The organism is Telluria sp. RT2P19, assembly GCF_059685725.1.
This window is the reverse complement of sequence record NZ_JCASIL010000001.1, coordinates 172,991-193,537: the sequence shown is the minus strand read 5'-3', so window position 1 is coordinate 193,537 and position 20,547 is coordinate 172,991. Positions and strand designations below refer to the sequence as shown.

Annotated in this window: 12 protein-coding genes and 2 pseudogenes; 4 read left to right on the top strand and 10 right to left on the bottom strand. The window is 67.1% G+C overall.

Annotated elements, in window-relative coordinates:
* Positions 1-51 precede the first annotated feature (51 nt).
* Complete coding sequence (locus AC56KW_RS00765) at positions 52-2,742, bottom strand: TonB-dependent receptor (RefSeq protein ID WP_497168825.1); 2,691 nt, start codon at positions 2,740-2,742, stop codon at positions 52-54.
* Between the two features lie 615 nt (positions 2,743-3,357).
* Here AC56KW_RS00765 and AC56KW_RS00760 point away from each other — a divergent pair.
* Positions 3,358-4,392, top strand: a complete 1,035-nt coding sequence (locus tag AC56KW_RS00760) for a porin (RefSeq protein WP_497168824.1) — start codon at positions 3,358-3,360, stop codon at positions 4,390-4,392.
* Between the two features lie 258 nt (positions 4,393-4,650).
* Here the strand turns inward: AC56KW_RS00760 and AC56KW_RS00755 are convergent.
* The 3 genes and pseudogenes from AC56KW_RS00755 to AC56KW_RS00745 form a co-directional block, all read right to left on the bottom strand.
* Positions 4,651-4,997 (bottom strand): annotated as a pseudogene (locus AC56KW_RS00755) (methyl-accepting chemotaxis protein); the annotation flags it as partial.
* Between the two features lie 232 nt (positions 4,998-5,229).
* Positions 5,230-5,478, bottom strand: a pseudogene (locus AC56KW_RS00750) (MCP four helix bundle domain-containing protein); the annotation flags it as partial.
* Positions 5,479-5,522: 44 nt separating this feature from the next.
* Complete coding sequence (locus AC56KW_RS00745; protein WP_497168823.1) at positions 5,523-7,250, bottom strand: methyl-accepting chemotaxis protein; 1,728 nt, start codon at positions 7,248-7,250, stop codon at positions 5,523-5,525.
* Between the two features lie 316 nt (positions 7,251-7,566).
* On the opposite strand from AC56KW_RS00745, the gene AC56KW_RS00740 reads away from it, so the two are divergent.
* Both AC56KW_RS00740 and AC56KW_RS00735 read left to right on the top strand, forming a co-directional pair.
* Positions 7,567-8,097, top strand: a complete 531-nt coding sequence (locus AC56KW_RS00740) for a GNAT family N-acetyltransferase (RefSeq protein ID WP_497168822.1) — start codon at positions 7,567-7,569, stop codon at positions 8,095-8,097.
* 113 nt (positions 8,098-8,210) lie between these two features.
* Positions 8,211-10,802 carry a hybrid sensor histidine kinase/response regulator gene (locus AC56KW_RS00735; protein ID WP_497168821.1) on the top strand — a complete coding sequence of 864 codons (2,592 nt, stop codon included), beginning with the start codon at positions 8,211-8,213 and terminating at the stop codon, positions 10,800-10,802.
* Between the two features lie 34 nt (positions 10,803-10,836).
* Here the strand turns inward: AC56KW_RS00735 and AC56KW_RS00730 are convergent, their stop codons facing one another.
* On the bottom strand, positions 10,837-12,471 hold the full coding sequence (locus AC56KW_RS00730) for a M28 family peptidase (protein WP_497168820.1): 1,635 nt from the start codon (positions 12,469-12,471) through the stop codon (positions 10,837-10,839).
* Between the two features lie 94 nt (positions 12,472-12,565).
* On the opposite strand from AC56KW_RS00730, the gene AC56KW_RS00725 reads away from it, so the two are divergent.
* Positions 12,566-13,012, top strand: a complete 447-nt coding sequence (locus AC56KW_RS00725; protein ID WP_497168819.1) for a putative quinol monooxygenase — start codon at positions 12,566-12,568, stop codon at positions 13,010-13,012.
* Here AC56KW_RS00725 and AC56KW_RS00720 read toward each other — a convergent pair.
* The 5 genes from AC56KW_RS00720 to kdpB all read right to left on the bottom strand — a co-directional run bounded on the left by AC56KW_RS00720 (position 13,006) and on the right by kdpB (position 20,534).
* Positions 13,006-14,052 (bottom strand): proline iminopeptidase-family hydrolase, encoded by a 1,047-nt coding sequence (locus AC56KW_RS00720; RefSeq protein WP_497168818.1) that lies wholly within the window; start codon positions 14,050-14,052, stop codon positions 13,006-13,008. The two genes, AC56KW_RS00725 and AC56KW_RS00720, sit on opposite strands and share 7 nt — an antisense overlap.
* Positions 14,053-14,431: 379 nt before the next feature.
* Positions 14,432-15,124, bottom strand: a complete 693-nt coding sequence (gene kdpE / locus AC56KW_RS00715) for a two-component system response regulator KdpE (protein WP_497168817.1) — start codon at positions 15,122-15,124, stop codon at positions 14,432-14,434.
* Entirely contained in the window at positions 15,117-17,825 is a 2,709-nt protein-coding gene (locus tag AC56KW_RS00710; protein ID WP_497168816.1) for a DUF4118 domain-containing protein, read from the bottom strand. Before AC56KW_RS00710 ends, kdpE begins: the two co-directional genes overlap by 8 nt.
* A gap of 3 nt (positions 17,826-17,828) precedes the next feature.
* The gene (kdpC, locus tag AC56KW_RS00705) at positions 17,829-18,413 is read right to left on the bottom strand and encodes a potassium-transporting ATPase subunit KdpC (RefSeq protein WP_497168815.1); all 585 of its coding nucleotides are present in this window, start codon (positions 18,411-18,413) and stop codon (positions 17,829-17,831) included.
* A 9-nt stretch (positions 18,414-18,422) separates the two neighbouring features.
* Entirely contained in the window at positions 18,423-20,534 is a 2,112-nt protein-coding gene (gene kdpB, locus AC56KW_RS00700) for a potassium-transporting ATPase subunit KdpB (RefSeq protein ID WP_497168814.1), read from the bottom strand.
* Between the last annotated feature and the right edge of the window lie 13 nt (positions 20,535-20,547).

Below are 20,547 nucleotides of genomic sequence, written 5' to 3'. Positions count from 1 at the left end.
CAGCGCCCCTTGGCACTTCAACTACATGTCAAGAACAACCGGTTGCGCCACTCAGTTACGCCACCTGAGGGCCAGGCCCACCACCCGGTCGTAGCGGCGCACGTCGCGCGGCAGCTGCGGCACGCTGTGGTAATCGTGGTACGACTGGTCGAGCAGGTTGCTGCCGTCGAGCGTCAGCGTCAGGTTGTCGGTCAGCTTGTACGAGACCGAGGCGTCCAGTGTCTTGAGCGGATCGACCACGATGTTGTACGGCAGCGCGCGGTAGTTGTACTCGGCGGTGAACCTGTCGCGCCAGCTGTAGGCCAGGCGCGCCGACCACTTGCCGTATTCATACAGGCCCACCAGATTGGCCGACAGCTTGGACATGCCGGCGAAGGTATTGATGGTGCCGTCGGCTTCCGCCAGGCCACCGTCCATCCAGGTCACGTTGGCCTGCATGCCCAGCCCGCCCAGCCAGCCCGGAAGCTGGGTGTAGAACTGCTGGTAGGCCAGCTCGGCGCCCTTCAGCTTGCCCTCGACCGCGTTGTACGGACGGCTGACGTTATAGGTGTCGCCATCGTGCACTTCGGGCCGCGCGCTGCGGCGCAGATAGTTGTCATAGTCATGCTGGAACAGCGTGCCGGTAATCGAGCCGGCCGGCGCGAAGTACCATTCCAGGGCGACGTCGACGTTGCGCGACTCTTGTGGCTTGAGGTCCGGGTTGCCCGCGGTGCCGGTCGCCAGGGTGGTGGTGGTCGAGGGGAACAGCGCCAGGCCCGGGTTGTAGTCGGCGAACGGCGCGCGCTCGATCGCCTTGCTGGCCGACAGGCGGCCGATCAGGTCTTGCCTGAAGTGGGCGCGCATCGACAGGCTCGGGAGCACGTCGTTGGTGGTGGACGACACGGTGATCGGCGAGAGGACGCCGTCGCGCGCCGAGTAACCGCTGATGCGCTGCTTCGTCTTCACATAGCGCACGCCGGCGGTGCCGTCGATCGGCAGCGACCAGGCGTCGAATCCGAAGTTGGTCTTGAGGTAGACCGCGCTGGTCTTCTCCTGGTCGGAGAAGAACGATTGCGGATTGTCCGGCCGCGGATCACGGTCGCCGCGGATCGCCTGGCGGATATCGCCGGTGTTGTCGAGCAGGTAGTCCATGCACGGCGCATAGAACTGGTTCATGCCGTAGTTGCCGCCGGTCTTGGCGCTGGTGCAGTTCAGGCCGGGGAAGTCGGTCACCCTGATCGCGTCGGGCGACCACAGGTTCGGCGCCGGCGAGTGGCCGTTGAGCTCGTGAACGAAGTTCGCGTCGCGCTCGGCGTAACGCACGCCGGCGCTGACTTCCTTGAAGAAGCCGTCGGCTTCCGGGGTCCAGGCGACGTCGCCGCGCCAGTCGTTGGCGGCGCCGCGCGAGCGGTTGTGGTTGTCGAACAGGGCGAACATGGTCCAGTTGGCCGGATCGGTCATGTCGGTACCCGGGTATTCCAGGTAGCCGCCGCCGTCGCGCACCTCGGCGTTGATCGCCTTGGAGCGGTCCATGACGGTGTCCAGGATCGGGTTCTTCATATTGTGCTTGCTGATCGTGCGAACCAGTTCGGTGCTCACGCGCACGCCGGGCGCCGCCTTCCAGATCGCCCCGACCGCCGCCTGGTGCGACTCGGAAATTTCGCGCCGCGCCTGGGTCGAGCTCAGGGTGAAGGTATTCACGTTCGGATTGCTGATCGAACCCAGGTAGTTCGTACCCGGCATCGTCGTCACCGTCGATCCCGGATTGTTGATCGGCAGGTCGCCCACGAAGAAGTTGCTCTGCGAGTCGTGCTCGATGCGGGTCGAGAAGGTCTCGGCATACACCTCGAGGTCCTTCGACACGCGCCACTGGAGCGACAGGTTGCCGGCCAGGCGCTCGCGGTCGCCGTTGGACATCACGCGGCCCATCGACGGGGCGCCGATCACGCCATTATCCAGCGTGCGCGGTTCGCCGACGAAGGCGGTTTCGTCGTGGTAGCGGCCACGCTGGTAGGACAGGCCGCCCAGCACGCCGATCTCGCCGATCCCGCTCTTCCAGCGGTTCGACAGCAGGCCCGAGATGTTCGGGTCGATCTTGTCGGCCTTGTCGCGGTGTTCGCCGCGCACATTGATGGCCGCCTGCGCACCCTTGAAGTCGAACGGACGGTTGGTGCGCACGTCGATCACTCCCGAGGTGCCGCCTTCGACCATGTCGGCGCCCTGCGATTTGTAGACGTCCACGCGCTGCAGCATCGCCACCGGCACGTCGGCCAGGAACAGGCTGCGGCCGGCCGCGGTGAACATCTCGCGGCCGTTGTACAGGGTCTTGATGCCGCCCAGGCCGCGGATCACGACGTTGCCGGCTTCGCCGTTCTGGCGGATCACCTGCACGCCCGGCACCCGGCCCAGGATCTCGGCCACGTTTTTATCGGGGAACTTGCCGATATCATCGGCGACGATCGAGTCGAGCACCTGCTCGGCGTTGCGCTTGATGTTCTGGGCGCTCTGGGCCGCCTGGCGGGTGCCGGTGACGGTCACCACCGACGCGCTGCTGTCGGCCTGGGCGCGGGAGGCGTTGTTTTCGGCGTTCGACGGCGCGCTCGCCGCGGCGGTGTCGGACGGGACGACTTCCTGCGCACCGACGGTGGTGGCGCTCAGCAGTCCCGCGCCGGCAAGGGCGGCGACGGTGGCGCGCAGGGCGAAGCGTTGACGGGAAGTGCGGGAAAGTGCAGGCGCAGCAAAGCCCGGTGCATACCGTTTCATATGTCTCCTTTTTGTCGTTATATGCCGTTATCCGGCTGTATTTTTTACATGCTTGACGGTAATGGTAGGCTTTGCATTGAGAACGTTCCAATCAATTTTTCCGGCGTTCCGATACCGATTTATGTATCGACGTTACTGTCAAGCGTTTTGCATCAACACTTGAAGTCTCTCCGGAGGCACTGCACTACTGCGGTGCAAAAAGCGCATAAGCATAGTGCAAGAGCGCATAGTTGAGGAGGCGAGTTCCACTCGAGCAATGCCTTCCAGCCTTATATATGCACGCAGCAACAGCACGGCATTCCAGCCATACCAGGCGTCGGCGCGCACTGTTATTGCGCATTGCAGCAGATGTCAATGGTGAAAATGTGGCGTTATTGCAACGCAATAAGTTTATTATTGGCAATGTTCGCAAGCTGTGCTTCTGACCCTACGCCCTCCGAACATGCCCCGCCACGACAGGCTTCTCCTATGAAACCGGTGTCAAAAAACTCTTGTTCGCACTTGTCAATTGGGGGTTTCGACCCCGTTCCGATTGGATGTCGACCGATGACAAATGTCCGTCTGGCATGTCATCATGAATAGGCTATTTCACAAACAAACACTGGAGAGACATCCATGAAGCACAAAATTCTTGCCATCGCCCTCGTGTCGGCTCTGCCGCTGGTCGCCCAGGCACAAACCAGCGTTACCATGTATGGCATGATCGACGCCTCGATCGGCGTCGAAAACAACGACGCGCCAGGCGAAAGCAGCCGCACCGTCGTGTCGTCGGGCACCCAGTCGGCAAGCCGTCTCGGCTTCCGCGGTACCGAAGACCTGGGCAACGGCCTGAAGGCGCTGTTCAACATCGAAGCCGCCATCAGCGCCGATACCGGCGCGACCAACTCGCGCCTGTTCGACCGCCGCGCCGTGGTCGGCCTGCAAGGCGCCTTCGGTACCGTGACCGTCGGCCGTGAATACGGCCCGATCGCTGCCGTCGCCGGCGCATCGGACATCCTGGGCCAGGGCTTCTACGGCACCAACCTGGCAGCCTTCGGCACCAACCGCCTGACCCGTCGCCTGGACAACTCGGTCAACTACCAGAGCAACGCCCTGAACGGCTTCACCCTGCGTGCGGCCTACGGCGCGGGCGAGCGTAACGAAACCGCCACCCAGGACACCGGCGACGTCACCGGCGTGGCGCTGGAATACGCGAACGCGGGCTTCTACATCGGCGCCGGCTACCAGAACAAGGAAGACCTGCCATCGGGCGACACCAAGGAATACGCCGTGGGCGCAGGCTACAAGTTCGGCAGCTTCGAAGTGCGCGCCGGCTACCTGGCTGCCGAGCCGGAGTTCGCCAACCGCATCGAGAACAAGTACGAGCAGATGAACGCCGGCGTGTCGTACGGCTTCGGCGCCAGCCGCGTCTACCTGAACTACCAGCAGCAAGAGCAGGAACTGGGCGATGCTGAAGGCAAGGCAATCACCCTGGCCTACACCTACACCCTGTCGAAGCGCACCAACGTGTATGCTTCGTACGCCAAGCTGCGCAACAACGGCACCGGCGTGTTCTCGCTGACCTCGTCGGCAGGCACCATCGGCCTGCCGGCAACCGCCTTCGGTTCGGATCCTCAGGCCTACAACGTCGGCCTGCGTCACTCGTTCTAATCGACGCTGCCTCAAGCCGGGTGCCCGCCACCCGGTGCGAACCGCATGAAAAAACCGGCAAGCCTTTCGGCTTGCCGGTTTTTTTGTTTGCATGCCGCTGATCTTTGCTTCGCGCCCCTGCACGTCGCCTGGAAGGCAGCCACGGCGGGACCTGCAACCGCCACGCGCACGCCCTTGCGCGCATGAGCGGCTGGCTGCGCCGTCGCATTGGCCTGGGCGGCATCGATGCGGAACTCGGTTCGCCGATCATTCCCCTGCTTTCCTGGCCGCGGCCGCCGAGCGCTGGGCCAGGTTGCGCACTTCGCTGGCCACCACGGCAAAGCCGCGGCCCTGCTCGCCGGCGCGCGCCGCTTCGACCGCCGCGTGCAGCGCCGGGATATTCGTTGGAAGGCGATGCCGTCGATGACACCGATGATGTCGGTGATCTTGTGCGAGCAAGCGTCGACCTGGTCCACGGTGTTTACCACTTGCTGGATGACGTGACCGCCGCCCGCGGCCACGTTCGACGCCGATTCGGCCAGCATGTTGGCCTGGCGCGCATTGTCGGCATCCTGCTTGACGGTCGAGGTCAGTTCTTCCATCGACGATGCCGTTTCGTACAGCGCGCCGGGCAGCACCAGCACGCCCACGATCGACATCCGCCAGATTGTGCTGCGACAGGTGTTTTCGGCATCGATGCCTGCCTGCTCGCTGCGTCCCTTCTGCAGCCTGACCTGCTCGGCATTGGCGACCTTGAGTTGCGCCGGCACCGCGCGCAGTTCGCGCGTCAGGTAGGTCCGCGCCTTCCTCGTCGCCGGCGGCGACCAGCTTGAGCAATGTGTCCTGGCCGGTCACCTGGCGGTCGCTGGCGCTGGTCATCCGGTCCAGGATCTCGCGTCCCTGTGGTGTGGCAATGATCTTGTCCAGCTTGGCCAGCGCCTCGGCCATGGCGCCACGCGACGCCATGATCTGTTCGCGCTGCTTCTGGCGGTCGGCGGCGTCCGCGTTGAGCATCATATTGCGCAGGGCGATCGCAATATTGTTGTTCTTCGCCTCGAGATGGGCCGTGAATTCGATGCCGGGGATACGATTGAAACTGGCAATCAAAAAAGGCAGGCCGCGGCCTGCCTCGAGGTCAACCCAACAGAGAGTCAGAACTCTTCCCAGTCGCCCGCGTCGACGGCAGCCTTCGGCCGCGCCGCGACGGGTCGTGATACCGGTTTGTGCGCCGCCAGCGCGGGACGGACCGGGGCCGGCGCCGGCGCCCCCACCGAAGCGGCAGGCACGGCCGAGGGCGCTGCGACCGCGGCGCTCGACACCGCCAGCAACTGCTCGCCATCGATCCGGAACACCGACACCGCCTGCGCCAGCCTGGTCGACTGCTCGCGCATGGCCGCGGCGGCGGCCGCCGTTTCCTCGACCAGGGCCGCGTTCTGCTGCGTGCCCTCGTCCATCTGCGCCACTGCCTGGTTAATCTGCTCGATGCCCTCGGTCTGCTCCAGGCTGGCCGCGCTGATCTCGCCCATGATGTCGGTCACGCGGCGCACGCTGTCGACGATCTCCGCCATCGTGGCGCCGGCTTCGGCCACCAGCCGGCTGCCATCGGCTACCTTGCCGCTCGAGTCGCCGATGAGCGTCTTGATTTCCCTGGCCGCCGCCGCCGAGCGCTGCGCCAGGTTGCGCACCTCGCTCGCCACCACGGCAAAGCCGCGGCCCTGCTCGCCGGCGCGCGCCGCTTCGACCGCCGCGTTCAGCGCCAGGATATTGGTCTGGAAGGCGATGCCGTCGATGACGCCGATGATGTCGTTGATCCTGGCCGACGACGCGTTGATCGCGTCCATGGTGCCCACCACCTGTTCGATCACGGCGCCGCCGCGGACGGCCACGCTGGACGCCGCCGCGGCCAACCCGTTGGCCTGGCGCGCGTTGTCGGCGTTCTGGCGCACGGTCGACGTCAATTCTTCCATTGACGATGCCGCTTCTTCCAGCGCCGAGGCCTGCTGTTCGGTGCGGCTCGACAAGTCCTGGCTGCCCACCGCCACCTGGCCGGCGGCCACCGCGATGGTGTCGGTGCCGACGCGCACGGTGCCGACGGTGCGTGCCAGGCTGGCGTTCATTGTCCTGAGGGCCTGCAGCAATTGACCGGTCTCGTCGCGCGTGGTGACCTCGATGCGGCTGGTCAGGTCGCCCGCGGCGACGGTATTGGCCACCTCCAGCGCACGCACCAGGGGACGGGTGATGGAACGGGTGATCCACCAGGCCACCAGCGCCGCCAGCGCCAGGGCCGTGGCGCCAAAGCCCCACATCATCGCGCTGGTCGTGCGGTAGGTGGTTTCGGCCTCGCGCGCCGCCGCGTCGGCGATCTCGTTCTGCAACGCGGTCTGCTCGGCGGTCGCCCCTTTCAGGCGCACCAGCAGCGGACGCAGCTCGTCGGCCAGCAGCGTGCGCGCCGCTTCCGGCTCGCCGGCGGCGACGTGCTTGATGATGGCGTCCTGGCCGGCCTTGTACAGCGCGGTGTCCTTGTGCATCTGCTCGAGCAGCTCGAGCGCCTTCGGGTTGTGCAGCGCCTCGTCCAGCTTTGCCAGGATGCCCTCCATCGCCTTGCGCGACGCCATGATGTCGCGCACCTGGCGTTCGTGGTCGGCCTGGCCGTCGGTCAGCAGCAGATTGCGCAGGGCGATCGCGATATCGTTGATCTCGGCCTGCATCTGGTTGGTCAGCGCGATGCACGGCATGCGGCCATGGACGATCTCGTCGGTGCCGGCATTGATCCGGCCCAGCATTGCGTTGCTCATCACGATCATCACGACCAGCATGGCGCAGATCAGGCCGTAGCCCAGGGCCAGGCGTTTGCCGATGTTCAGGTTTGCCAGTGTCATGCTGCCTGCCCTTCTTTCCCGCGACGGAAAGCGTGTGCTGTATTGTCGTTGCTCGTTGCCATATTATTCCCCGTGATCTGCGCTAACCGGTTTTACTGAATTTCCTTATAGAAACTCTACAAGTGCTAGTCATCGCTGTCGATGGCCAAGTGTCAATAACTGTGAAATTTCGGCGATTTTCGAGTTCACTATGGCGTACATGCAACGGGTTCGACCCGCGTGTCAAGTAGACCAGATGACCTGGCACGCATTGTGCTTAGGCAATAATCACCATGGCGCCGCGATCCGGCGCGCCATCCACCGACCAGGAGCTCTCATGATCATCCGCCGACTCGACCCGCGCGCCATTGCCGAACGCAAGCAACAATTGGCGACGCTGCTGCTCGACGCCATCGCCGATGGCCATTCGCTCGGCTTTCTCAACGGGCTCGACCAGGATCAGCTCGACGCCTACTGGCAGGATGTTGCCAACGAGGTCGGCGCGGGGCGACGCGTGCTGCTGGCGGCCGAACGCGACGGCGCGCTGGTTGGCAGCGCCCAGCTCGACCTGTGCCTGAAACCGAACGGACACAACCGTGCCGAAGTGCAGAAGGTGCTGGTGCACTGCACCGAGCGGCGCCAGGGCATCGGCACCGCGCTGATGCAGGCGCTGGAGATCGAAGCACTGGCGCTGCGCCGCGGACTGCTGTACCTGGACACGGCGGTCGGCTCCGACGCCGAGGCGCTGTACCTGAAAAGCGGCTACCAGCGGGTCGGCGAACTGCCCGAATACGCCTGCACCCCGAACGGCCGCTGGCACGCAACGGCAATCTATTACAAGACGCTGTTCCACCGCAGCCGCGCTTGATGCGCGCCGCTGGCGCCGGCCGGCATGGCAGGCTGCACACGCCATCACGAACCTGAGTGTGCGCTCACCCGAATCCGCGTAGAATCGCCCTCTCGAACGTTCTGGAAAGCAATGTGACTGGCGCCTCCTCCACCATGACCCGCAGGCCGCTGCGGGCCTACCTGCTCTGGCTCGTCCTGGCGACCCTGTTGCCGGGCGTAGTCGGCGCGTCGCTATTGTTCATCCATCAGTACGAGAAGAGTCGTTCGCAGTACGAGCGCAATACCATGCATACCGTGCGCGCGCTGGTGTCGACCCTCGACAGCAAGATGCTGCGTGCCCAGGCGATCGCCCAGACGCTGTCCACTCTCGATGTGCTGGCAACAGGAGACTTCGCGCGCGTCCATCGCCAGGCGCGCGAAGCGCTCGGCCTGGCCGGCACCGGGATGGCAGCGGTCTTGCGCGACAATCAAGGCAAGCAGCTGCTTAACACCGCCGTACCCTATGGCACCCGACTGCCGATCGAGCCGTCGCGACAACTGGCAGAAGTGTTCGCGAGCGGCCGCCCGGCCATTTCCAACCTGTTCATCAGCCATGTGACGCAGCGGCCCGCCGCCAGCATCGACGTGCCCGTACTGGTGGATGGGCGCGTTGCCTATGTACTGAGTGTACGCATCCGCCCGGATTACTTCAACGACATGCTGACGCCCAAATCCGCGCCCGATGGCGCGCGCGCCTCGGTCATCGACCGCAGTGGCGTGATCTTCATGCGCAACCTCAATCCCGAGTTGTTTGTCGGCCGACGCGTCACCGACCCCTTGTATCTCGCGATGAAACGATCGCGCGAAGGCGCGACCAGGTCCATCTCGCAGGAAGGCGCGGCGCTCAGGACATTCTATTCACGTTCGGAGATGAGCGGCTGGTATGTGGGTGTCGGCGTGCCGCGCGCGAGCCTGAACCAGGCGCTGTTCCAGCCGCTGGCCGCGCTCGTGACGGGCATCACCCTGCTGTTCGGGATCGGCCTGTGGCTCGCCTGGCAGATCGGCGGCCGGCTGGCCAGCTCGGTCCAGGGCCTGACGGCGCCGGCGGTGGCGCTCGGCAAGGGCGACCACCCACCGCGCTTCACGCAGACCTATGTCAGGGAGACGGCCGAGGTAGCCGAAGCCATCGGCGCCGCATCGCGCCTGCTGGGCGAACGCGCCCAGGCGCTGGCGGTCAAGGAAGCCGAGCTGCGCGACGCCCACCGCATGGCGCGCTTCGGCACCTGGCACCTGACCCTGGCGACCGGCGCGGTCGAGACCTCCGAATCGGTGACCTATATCTATGGGCGCGAACTGCCGCCTTATGCGCAGCAGCGCGGCACCTTGCTGCCCGAGGAATCGTGGGCCCGCCTCGATGCGCTGCTGCAGACGCTGGAACGCGATGGCGGCAGCGGGCGCCTGCAGCTGCAGGTGCTGCACGGCGACGGCCACCGCATCTGGATCGACCTGCACTGCGAGGCGGTGCACGACGCCGACGGCCGGGTAACGGCGGTACGCGGCACCATCCAGGACGTCACCGACCGCGTCAACGCCGAAGAGGGATTGCGCGAGGCCGACCGCCGCAAGAACGAGTTCCTGGCCATGCTGGCGCACGAACTGAGAAACCCGCTGGCGCCGATCGCCTCCGGCGCCCAGCTCCTGGGCCAGGACGGCCTGGATCCGGCGCGCACGCGCCACATCAGCGGCATCATCGCGCGCCAGGCGCGCCATATGGCCGGCCTGGTCGACGACCTGCTGGATGTGTCGCGCGTCACGCGCGGCCTGGTGGCGCTGTCGAAGGCCCGCATCGATATCAACGAAGTGGTACTGGAAGCGCTGGAACAGGTGGGCGAGCCGCTGCGCCAGAAACGCCACCACCTGCAGACGGCGCTGCTGCCGGCGCCGGCGTGGGTGATGGGCGACCGCAAGCGCCTGGTGCAGGTGATCGGCAACCTGCTGCACAACGCCGTCAAGTTCACCGCCGCCGAAGGCCGGATCGCGCTCGCTCTCGAGCTCGACGAAAATCTGGTGCGTATCGTGGTGAAGGACAACGGCATCGGCATGCTGGCGCACGAACTGGAACGCGCTTTCGAGATGTTCGTGCAGGGCGAGCGCACGCCGGACCGCACCCAGGGCGGCCTGGGCATCGGGCTGGCGCTGGTGCGCAGCCTGGTCCAGCTGCATGGCGGCAGCGTGGCGGTGGAGAGTCCCGGCCAGGGCCAGGGCAGCACCTTCACGGTGACCCTGCCGCGCTGCCTGGCGCCAAGCGCGGCCACGCCGGGCGCCGGGCTCGATGCGGCGCCATCTGCATCCACGCGGGCACTGAAGGTGATGGTGGTGGACGACAACGTCGACGCGGCCCAGGTCCTGGCGATGTATGTCGGCGCGGCCGGGCACGTGGTGACGGTCGAACACGATCCGTTCGCGGCGCTGGCGAGGGCCAGGGTCTTCGCGCCCGACGCCTGCCTGCTCGATATCGGCCTGCCCGGGATGGACGGACACGAGCTGGCGCGCCGCCTGCGCGCGCTGCCCGCCACCGCGCAGGCGATGCTGGTGGCGATCACCGGCTACGGCCAGGCCCAGGACCGCGAGGCCAGCAGCCACGCCGGCTTCGACCATCACCTGGTGAAGCCGGTCGACATGAGCGAACTGGAGAAGATCCTGGCGGCGGCCAGCGCCGCTGGCGGCGACACGGCGGCCGCCTAGACCGGCGCCAGTTCAGCGCCGGATCTGCGCCCGCTCAGCGCTTGACGCTGCCGAACGCTTCGCCCTTCTTCCAGGTCGGCATGGCCGGCGCATTCGCGACCGCATAGCCGAGGTTGAGCGTGAACTGGGCCTGCTGCACCATGCCCGAGAGGTCCCACTCCGGCTTGTACTCGTCGCTGACCTGGTGGTAGTGGTCCTTGAAACCCTTCATATTGGCGCTCGCCTCGTGCTGGTGGTGTTCGAACTCGAAGTGGCCGTCACCCGAGAACACGGCCGAGCCGACGTTGAAGGCGGGCACGCCCGCCTTGGCGAAGGCGAAGTGGTCGGCGCGAAAGTAGGCGCCCGACAGGTCGGGAACGGCCGGCGCGATCTTCAGGCCCATGCGCTTGGCGACCTGCTGCGAAGTCTCGTACAGCGAGCTGCGCTCGGCGCCGGCCACGCCGATGTCCTTGGTGCGGCCGACGAAGTTCAGGCTGTCCAGGTTCAGGTCGGCGGCGGTCTGCGCCAGCGGCCATACCGGCTTGGCGACGTAGGCGGCGGCGCCCAGCAGGCCCTGCTCCTCGGCCGCCGGCCACAGGAAGATCTGGGTGCGCTTGGCCGGCTTCTTGACCGCTTCGGCCGCCATCGCCAGCAGCGCGGCGGTACCCGAGGCGTTATCGATCGCGCCGTTGTAGATGCGGTCGGCCTTGGGGTCGGCGCCCGGTTTCGCGTCAAGCATGCCCATGTGGTCCCAGTGCGACGAATAGATGACGGCCTGCTGCTTGAGTGTCGGATCGCTCCCGGGCACGATGCCGATCACATTGAATTGCTCGACCGGGCGGACCGCAGAACGCAAGGCGATCTTGCCGGCCACCTTCAGGTCGATCGGACGGAAATCGCGGCGTTCGGCCTGGGCGCGCAGCTGGTCCAGGTCATGGCCGCCGGCGGAGAACAGCTCGCGCGCGGTGTCTTCGTGAATCCAGCCTTCCATCGGATTGCCGTTGCCTTTCAGGCCGAAGCGCTCGTTGCCGAAGCCGTTGGCCGGCACGCTCCACGGGTAGGACGCGGACGGCGTGGTATGAATCAGCAGCACGCCGGCGGCTCCGCGGCGCGCGGCCTCCTCGAATTTGTAGATCCAGCGGCCATACCAGGTATACGCCTTGCCGGCGAAGCGGTTAGGCTCTTCGGCGGTGGGTTGCGGATCGTCGACCATCATGACCAGGATCTTGCCCTTGGCGTCCAGGCCCTTGTAGTCGTCCCAGTTTTCTTCGGGCGCGCTGGCGCCGTAGCCGACGAAGACCAGCGGCGCGTCGAAGGCGATGTTCTCCTTGCCGCTCCTGGTGCCCATCACGATGCCCTTGCCCAGTTCGGGCTTGAAGGTCTTGCCGCCGGCGCTGAAGGTCGCACTGCCCTCGAGCAGCTTGCTGCCCTCGATCTCGACCTTCTGGCGATAGCCGCCGCCGGGGATCGGCTTCAGGCCGACCAGCGCGGCCTGGGTTTCGAGGTAGCGCACCGTCAGGTCGCCGCCGCGCTGTCCGGTGCCGCGGCCCTCGAGCAGGTCGTCGGCCAGGAACGACAGGTGCGCGCGCAGCGCAGTTTCCGAGATGGCGGACGGCTGCTGGGCGTGCGCGGCCTGGGACAGGGTGAGGACGGCGGCACTGGCGGCCAGGGCAAGAGGATGAAGTCGCATCGATGTTCCGTGACAGTGTGGTGAAAAGGCCATCTTAAACCAACAAGGCCTTATACTGTCGGTCACCCAGGAATGGCGCCGGAAGAAAGCAAGCATGCCAGTGACACGCCGCACCGCGATCGGTTTTCTGTCCGCCCTGCCCTTGGCCGGCGCCCACGCCGCCCCCATCACCACCATGACCACCACGACCACCATGGAGAAGCCCAGGATGTACGGTTTGATCGGAAAGATGCGCGCCCATCCGGGCCAGCGCGACGCACTCATCGCCATCCTGCTGGAAGGCACCGGCGCAATGCCCGGCTGCCTGGCCTATGTGATCGCGAAAGACACGCAGGATACGGACGCCATCTGGATCACCGAGACCTGGCAAGACCAGGCCAGCCACAAGGCCTCGCTGTCGCTGCCATCGGTGCAGGCGGCCATCGCCAAGGGCCGGCCGCTGATCGCCGGCTTCGGCGAGCGCTTCGAGACCGAACCGGTGGGCGGTCATGGCCTGGCGCGCCAGGATACGTCCCCCCTGGACCAGCGCCTGCCTCAATAACTGCGCAGCGAACGCGGTTTCATCGGCTTGGGCGCGGGCGCGCCGCGCAGGAACTTCAGCAGGCCATCGAAGTAGCAGGCCGGGTCGTCGTACATGGCCATGTGGCTGCCGTTCTCGCAATACAGGAACTGCCCCTGCTTGAGGCGCTGCGACATCTTCCTGAGATACGCCGGATCCATGGTGTCATGGCGCGCGCCGATGACCAGCGTGGGCACGTCGATCCGGCCCAGGTCCTCGAACCGGTCCCAGCGCGCGAGCCGGCCATGGATGCCCATTTCGCTGGGGCCCTGCAGCGGCTTGTAGACCTTCGGATTCAGATGCTGGAACGCGCGCAGCAGCGGCTCGGGCCAGCTCGCGAACGGCATGCGGAGGATGTGCCGTTCGTAGAATCGCGGGATCAGGAGTTCCATGTAGCGCGGATCGTCGGTCTTCCCCTTGGCCTCGAGCGTGCGCACCTCGGCCAGCGCGGCCGGGTCGATCCGCGGCGCGAGCACGCGTTCGACGTAGTCGTTGTGCGCGGGAGCGCTTGCCATCATATTGGAGATCACGAGACCCTTCAGCTTGCCGGGGTGGGCCAGCGCGTACTCGATGGCCAACAGTCCGCCCCAGGAGTGTCCCAGCAAATAGAAGTTGTCCTTCTCCAGGCCGAGCGCCTTGCGCACCTGCTCCACTTCATCGGTAAAGCGCTGCACGGTGTAGAGAGAAGGATCATCGGGCTGGTCGCTGAACGCCGATCCCAGCTGGTCATAGTAGTAGTACTCGATCGACGCGCCGGGAAAGTAGCGATCGAAGGTCTCCAGGTATTCATGTGTCGCCCCGGGTCCGCCGTGCAGCAGCAGCACCTTGATGGCGGGATTGTCGCCCACCCGCCGGGTCCATACCTTGAAGTCGCCTTTCGGCGTATGGATCGGAATCATGCGCACGCCGGCGCGCGCGGCGTCCTTGGCGGGATGCGGTTGCGCAGATGGTTCGGCGGCGCCGGCATTGGCCAGGCCCAGGCCCAGGCCTGCCAGCAGGCAGGCGATCAGGATTTTTTTCATGTGAGGTATCGGGGGAAAGATTCCGGTCTAGCGTCCGGCGCTGGCGGCACTCTTGCGCGCCACGCATGATGGAGCATGCGGGGCGGATGGGTAAAATCGAATCGCCGTATGGCTGGGCATGGTGTTTTTGAATACGCCACCCACCCCGCTCGCGCATCCAGTCTGCCAGCTGCGACGTAGCCCTGCCCGATGCAGCGCCAATCAGCAAACGGCGCAACTGCACCACCCGCCGTTGCGCTCAATCAGGGCCGATCCTGATTGCCATCCCAATGTTTTCGGCGAATTCCAATGAGGGTCAGCGCCGGATTCAATGAAACATTCGAATATTGTCGAAGAACTCAACCCCTGACCCGCATTGCCGGGAAAAGTAGTTTGGGAATCAGCCGAGCCAGAGGCGGTAGCCGACGCCGGTCTCGGTCAGCAGGTGGCGCGGCTGGGCTGGGTCGGGTTCGAGCTTGTGGCGCAGGTGGCCCATGTAGATGCGCAGGTAGTGGCCGCTTTCCACGTGGCCCGGGCCCCATACCGCGCGCAGTAGCTGGGGATTGGTCATTACCCTGCCTGCGTTTGCGGCCAGCACTGACAGCAGGCGGTATTCGGTCGGGGTCAGGTGCACGTGTTCGCCGTTGCGGGTCACTGCGCGTGCCTGCGGGTCGAGCGTAATCTCGCCGAAGTGGATGATGCCGTCGCCGTTCGCGCCGGACTGGCGCTGGCGGCGCAGTGTGGCGCGCACGCGCGCCAGCAGTTCGCCGGTGCCGAACGGCTTGGTCAGGTAGTCGTCGGCGCCGGCGTCGAGTGCACGGATCTTCTCGCCCTCGGCCACGCGCGCCGACAGCACGATGATCGGCACCGTCGACCATTTGCGCACGTCCTGGATGAAGTCGATGCCGTCGCCGTCCGGCAGGCCCAGGTCGAGCACCACCAGGTCGGGCCGGCGGGTGCCGGCGTCGATCAGGCCGCGTCCCATGCTCACCGATTCGTGCACCTGCCAGCCCTCCTGCTCCAGGGCGGCGCGCACGAAGCGGCGGATATGCGGTTCGTCCTCGACCAGCAAGGCGCAGGGAGCGTCAGTCATTGTCTTTTTCCATCGAAAGCATGTCGAGTGCGGGCGGCGTGCCGGCCGGCAGCGAGAACACGAAGCCCGCGCCGCCGAGTGGCGACGCGCAGGCCCGGATCACGCCGCCATGCGCCTCGACGATCGCGCGGCAGATCGCCAGGCCCAGGCCCACGCCGGGCAGGGCCGACTCGCGTTCGCCGCGCGTGAATTTCTCGAAGATCGCCTCCTCGCTGCCGGGACGCAGACCGGGGCCGTCGTCGACCACGGTGACGTCGATCCAGGCGCCGCGGCGGCTGGCCGCGATCTCGATGCGCGCGCCGTCTGGCGTGTATTTTGCGGCGTTCTCGACCAGGTTGCACAGCACCCGCTCGATCAGCACCGCATCGAAGCGCACCAGGGGCAGATCCGGCTGCAGGCGCACGGTGACCGTGTGCCGGCGCAGGACGGCGCCGCAGGCGCGCAATGCGCTGCCGACGACTTCTTCCAGCGCCTGCCACTCCAGGTTGAAGCGCACTTCGCCGCTCTCGATGCGCGCCATGTCGAGCAGGTTGGCGACCAGGGCGCCCATGCGCACCGCCTCGTCGTGCAGCGACTGCGCCAGCGCCCTTGGCGCGTCAGGCAGTGGCTCGCCGCGCAGCAGCGATTCGGACAGCCCGACCAGGGCCGTCAGCGGCGTGCGCAGGTCGTGCGACAGCGCCGCCAGCAGCGAATTGCGCAGGCGTTCGGACGCCATGTCCACCAGCGCCGCCTGCGCCACCTCCACGTAGTGCACCCGCTCGAGCGCGATCGCGGCCAACGCCGCCAGCGCGTCGAGCTGGCGGCGTTGCTCGGGGACCAGCACCCAGCGCCCGCCTTCCGGCTCGATCGCCAACACGCCGCGGGTGCGCATCGGCGCCACCAGCGGCAGGTAGAACAAGGAACTGGCCGGCAGCGTGTCGGTGCCGAGACCGGCCGGCTGGGCATGGTCGAAGGCCCATTGCGCCACGCCCGGATCCACGTTGGCCGGCCGCGGCGCGCCTGGTCCGCCATCGTCGGCCGGCGGCATGCCGAGCCGCCCTTCGGCATCCGGCACCAGCAAGGTGGCGCGGGCGCCGAAGGCGTTCTGGATCACGGCGCGGCTCGATTCGAACACCTGCGAGGCAGCCAGCACGCCGGACAGTTCGCGCGCGAACTCGTACAGGGCGCGCACCCGCCGCTCGCGTTCGCTGGCGGCGCGCGCCTGGAACCGCAGGCCCGCTGTCAGGTGCCCCGTGATCAGGCCGACCGCGAGCATCACGCCGAAGGTGACCACGTATTGGAAGTCGGATACCGCAAAGGTGAAGCGTGGCGGCACGTAGAAGAAATCGAAGCAGGCCACGCCGACGCAGGTGGCGGTGACCGATGGCGCCCGGCCGAGGCGCACCGCCACCAGCAGCACCACCAGCAGGAACAGCATGGCGATGTTGACCAGGTCGAAGCGATCGCTTAGCGGCGCGGCCAGGGCGGCCGCCAGCAGGCTGGCGCCGGCTGCCCAGGCATGCGAGGACAGCGGCTGCCGCTGCGGCGGCGCCGAGCGCGCAGCCGCGGCCGCTGGAGGCGCCACCGCCGGCTGGCCTATCTCGATCAGGTCGACGCCGGGGGCGAGGCGCGCCAGGCGGCGCGCGCTGCGCCGGCGCCAGGGCCAGCGCGAGCCGGCGCGCCCCAATGCGATGCGCGAGAGGTTGTGGTCGCGCGCGTACTCGAGCGTGGCGGCGGCGACGTCGTCGCCGGACAGCACGGCCGTGGTGGCGCCCAGGTCCTGGGCCAGCGCCAGCGTGTCCATGATGCGCTGGCGCGCCGCATCGGGCAGCCGCGCCAGGCGCGGCGTCGCGACGTACACCGCATGCCAGCCGGCGCCGAGCTGGGACGCCATGCGCGCGCTGCTGCGCACCACGTGTTCAGCCAGCGCGCCAGGCCCGACGCATACCAGCAGGCCGGCGCCGGTCTTCCAGATCGCGTCGATCGACTGCTGTTCGCGCCAGGCGCGCACGTCGCCCTCGATCCGGTCGGCGGTGCGGCGCAGCGCCAGCTCGCGCAACGCGATCAGGTTGCCCTTCCTGAAAAAATTGCCGGCCGCGCGTTCTGCCTGCTGCGGCTGGTAGACCTTGCCCTCTTTCAGGCGCGCCAGCAGAGCGTCGGCCGGGAGGTCGACCATGATCACCTCGTCGGCGGCGTCGAACACGCGGTCCGGTACCGTCTCGGCCACGCGAATGCCTGCAATGCCGCCGACGACGTCGTTCAGGCTTTCCAGGTGCTGGACATTGACGGTGGTGAGCACGTCGATGCCGGCATCGAGCAGTTCCTCGACGTCCTGCCAGCGCTTGGGATGGCGCGAACCGGGCGCGTTGGAGTGCGCCAGCTCGTCGACCACGATGACGCCCGGCGCGTATTCGAGCGCGGCGTCGAGGTCGAATTCATCGAGCTGCCGGCCGCGGTGGTCGATGCGGCGCCGCGGCAGCAGTGCCAGGCCGTCGAGCAGGCGCGCGGTCTCTGCGCGGCCGTGGGTCTCGATTACGCCGACCAGCGGCGCCCTGCCCTCGGCCTGCAGTTTTCTCGCCTCTTGCAGCATGGCGTAGGTCTTGCCGACGCCGGCCGAGGCGCCGAAGTAGATGCGCAAGCGGCCGCGCGCCGCGCGCCGCTCGTCCTCGCGCAGCTGGGCAAGCAGGGCATCGGGATCGGGTCGCTGTTGGTCGTGCGGCATGGTTCAGCGAGTATGCCCGCTTTCACCCTCGAGCGCCATGTTCAGCGCCAGCACGTTCACCCGCGCTTCGCCGAACAGGCCCAGGAAAGGCCGCGTGGTATGCAGCTCGACCAGGGCCTCGACCTGCTCGGCCGGCAGCGCACGCGCACGCGCCACCCGCGCCGCCTGGTAGCGCGCGGCGGCCACGCTGATCTCGGGATCGAGGCCGCTGGCGGACGCCGTGACCAGGTCGACCGGCACTGGCGCCGTGTTGCCCGGATCGAGAGCGCGCAACGCGGCGACGCGGCTCTTGACGGCTTCTTGCAATGCCGGATTGAGCGGGCCCTGGTTCGAGCCACCAGATCCACCGCCATTATTGGCCATCGGCGCAGTGGCCGATGGACGGCCCCAGAAATAGCCGGGCGTGCTGAATGGCTGGCCGATCAGGCGGGAGCCGACCACCTGGCCATCCTGTTCGACCAGGCTGCCATTGGCTTGCGCCGGAAATGCGGCCTGGGCCACGCCGGTGACCAGCAGCGGATACAGTACGCCGCAGGCCAGGGTAAGCACCGCGAACAGCACCAGCGCGGGGCGAAGAATCGATTGCATGAGAACTCCTTACGTCAGGTTGAGGGCGACCAGCGCCATGTCGATCAGCTTGATGCCGGCGAATGGCAGCAGCAGGCCGCCCAGGCCATACACCAGCATGTTCCGGCGCAAAAGCGCGGCGGCGCCGATCGCGCGATAGCGCACGCCGCGCAGCGCCAGCGGGATCAGGAACACGATGATCAGGGCGTTGAAGATCACGGCCGACATGATGGCGGACGCCGGACTGGCCAGGCCCATGACGTTCAGCGCGTCCAGGCTCGGATAAGTGCCCACGAACATGGCCGGCACGATGGCGAAGTACTTGGCGATGTCGTTCGAGATCGAGAACGTGGTCAGCGCGCCGCGCGTCATCAGCATCTGCTTGCCGATCTCGACGATTTCGAGCAGCTTGGTCGGGTTCGAATCCAGGTCGACCATATTGCCGGCCTCCTTGGCCGCCTGGGTGCCCGAGTTCATCGCCACCGCGACGTCGGCCTGGGCCAGCGCCGGCGCGTCGTTGGTGCCGTCGCCGGTCATCGCCACCAGCTTGCCCTCGGCCTGGTAGCGGCGGATCAGGGCCAGCTTTTCTTCCGGCGTGGCTTCGGCGATGAAGTCGTCGACGCCCGCTTCGGCGGCGATCGCCGCCGCCGTCAGTTTATTATCGCCGGTGACCATCACGGTCTTGACGCCCATGTCGCGCAGCTCGGCGAAGCGCTCGCGTATGCCGCCTTTGACGACGTCCTTCAGCTCGACCACGCCCATCACGCGCGCGCCGTCGGCCACGACCAGCGGCGTGCTGCCGCGGCGGGCGGCCTCGTCGACGCTGCGTTCGACGTCGCCCGGCCAGATGGCGCCAATGGACTCCATATGGCGGCGGATCGCCGAGGCGGCGCCCTTGCGGACCCGGCGCGGGCTGGCCGCATCCCCCAGGTCGCCCCCGCTCATCCGCGTCTGGGCAGTGAACGGCACGAACACCGCTCCCATGGGCGCCAGTACCCGCTCGCGGATACTGAAGCGGTTCTTGGCCAGCACGACGATGCTGCGCCCTTCCGGCGTCTCGTCGGCCAGCGACGCCAGTTGCGCCACATCGGCCAGTTCTTCCTCGCTCACGCCAGGGGCAGGCAGGAAGGCTGCGGCCTGGCGGTTGCCGAAGGTGATGGTGCCGGTCTTGTCGAGCAGGAGCACGTCGACATCGCCCGCCGCCTCCACCGCGCGGCCCGAGGTCGCGATCACGTTGGCCTGCAACATGCGGCTCATGCCGGCGACCCCGATGGCCGACAGCAGGCCGCCGATGGTGGTCGGGATCAGGCACACCAGCAGCGCGACCAGGGCGGTGATGGTCACCGGCAGGCCACCGCCGGAGACGCTCACCGCGAACAGCGAGAACGGCAGCAGCGTCACGGTCACGACCAGGAACACGATGGTGAGCGCGACCAGCAGGATCGTCAGCGCGATCTCGTTCGGCGTCTTCTTGCGCGCCGCGCCTTCGACCATGCCGATCATGCGGTCGAGGAAGGTTTCTCCCGGATTGGCGGAGACGCGCACCACCAGCCAGTCGGACAGCACGCGCGTGCCGCCGGTGACGGCGCAGAAGTCGCCGCCCGATTCGCGGATCACGGGCGCCGATTCGCCGGTAATGGCGCTCTCGTCGACCGAGGCCACGCCGTCGACCACCTCGCCATCGACGGGAATCACGTCGCCTGCTTCGACCAGGAAGAACATCTCCTTGCGCAGCTCGCTGGAGGCGCAGGCCTGCCACGGCGCGCCATGCACCGGATCGTCCAGCTTCTTGGCGGTGACGGTCTGGCGCAGGCTGCGCAGCGACGCGGCTTGCGCCTTGCTGCGGCCCTCGGCCAGGGCCTCGGCGAAGTTCGCGAACAGCACGGTGAACCACAGCCAGACGGCGGTGGCCAGGATGAAGCCGGCCGGCGCCTCGCCCCGCCCGGCCAGCGCCTGGCACCATAGCAGCGTCGTGAGGATGCTGCCGATGTAGACGACGAACATCACCGGGCTGCGCAACTGGGTGCGCGGGTGGAGCTTGCGCAGCGCGTCGAGCAGCGCCGGCCAGACCAGCTTCGCATCGAACAGCCTCAGGGCGCGCCGTGGCGCCTGGGCCGGATTGTGGGGAATCGTATGTTCCATCGAATTTTCCATA

What these genes read in the sequence shown, in the direction of transcription:
- kdpB (WP_497168814.1), bottom strand. Translation starts at nt 20,534, where the DNA reads ATGGAACATACGATTCCCCACAATCCGGCCCAGGCGCCACGGCGCGCC.
- AC56KW_RS00760 (WP_497168824.1), top strand. Translation starts at nt 3,358, where the DNA reads ATGAAGCACAAAATTCTTGCCATCGCCCTCGTGTCGGCTCTGCCGCTG.
- AC56KW_RS00745 (WP_497168823.1), bottom strand. Translation starts at nt 7,250, where the DNA reads ATGACACTGGCAAACCTGAACATCGGCAAACGCCTGGCCCTGGGCTAC.
- AC56KW_RS00710 (WP_497168816.1), bottom strand. Translation starts at nt 17,825, where the DNA reads ATGCCGCACGACCAACAGCGACCCGATCCCGATGCCCTGCTTGCCCAG.
- AC56KW_RS00765 (WP_497168825.1), bottom strand. Translation starts at nt 2,742, where the DNA reads ATGAAACGGTATGCACCGGGCTTTGCTGCGCCTGCACTTTCCCGCACT.
- kdpE (WP_497168817.1), bottom strand. Translation starts at nt 15,124, where the DNA reads ATGACTGACGCTCCCTGCGCCTTGCTGGTCGAGGACGAACCGCATATC.
- AC56KW_RS00730 (WP_497168820.1), bottom strand. Translation starts at nt 12,471, where the DNA reads ATGCGACTTCATCCTCTTGCCCTGGCCGCCAGTGCCGCCGTCCTCACC.
- AC56KW_RS00725 (WP_497168819.1), top strand. Translation starts at nt 12,566, where the DNA reads ATGCCAGTGACACGCCGCACCGCGATCGGTTTTCTGTCCGCCCTGCCC.
- AC56KW_RS00740 (WP_497168822.1), top strand. Translation starts at nt 7,567, where the DNA reads ATGATCATCCGCCGACTCGACCCGCGCGCCATTGCCGAACGCAAGCAA.
- kdpC (WP_497168815.1), bottom strand. Translation starts at nt 18,413, where the DNA reads ATGCAATCGATTCTTCGCCCCGCGCTGGTGCTGTTCGCGGTGCTTACC.
- AC56KW_RS00720 (WP_497168818.1), bottom strand. Translation starts at nt 14,052, where the DNA reads ATGAAAAAAATCCTGATCGCCTGCCTGCTGGCAGGCCTGGGCCTGGGC.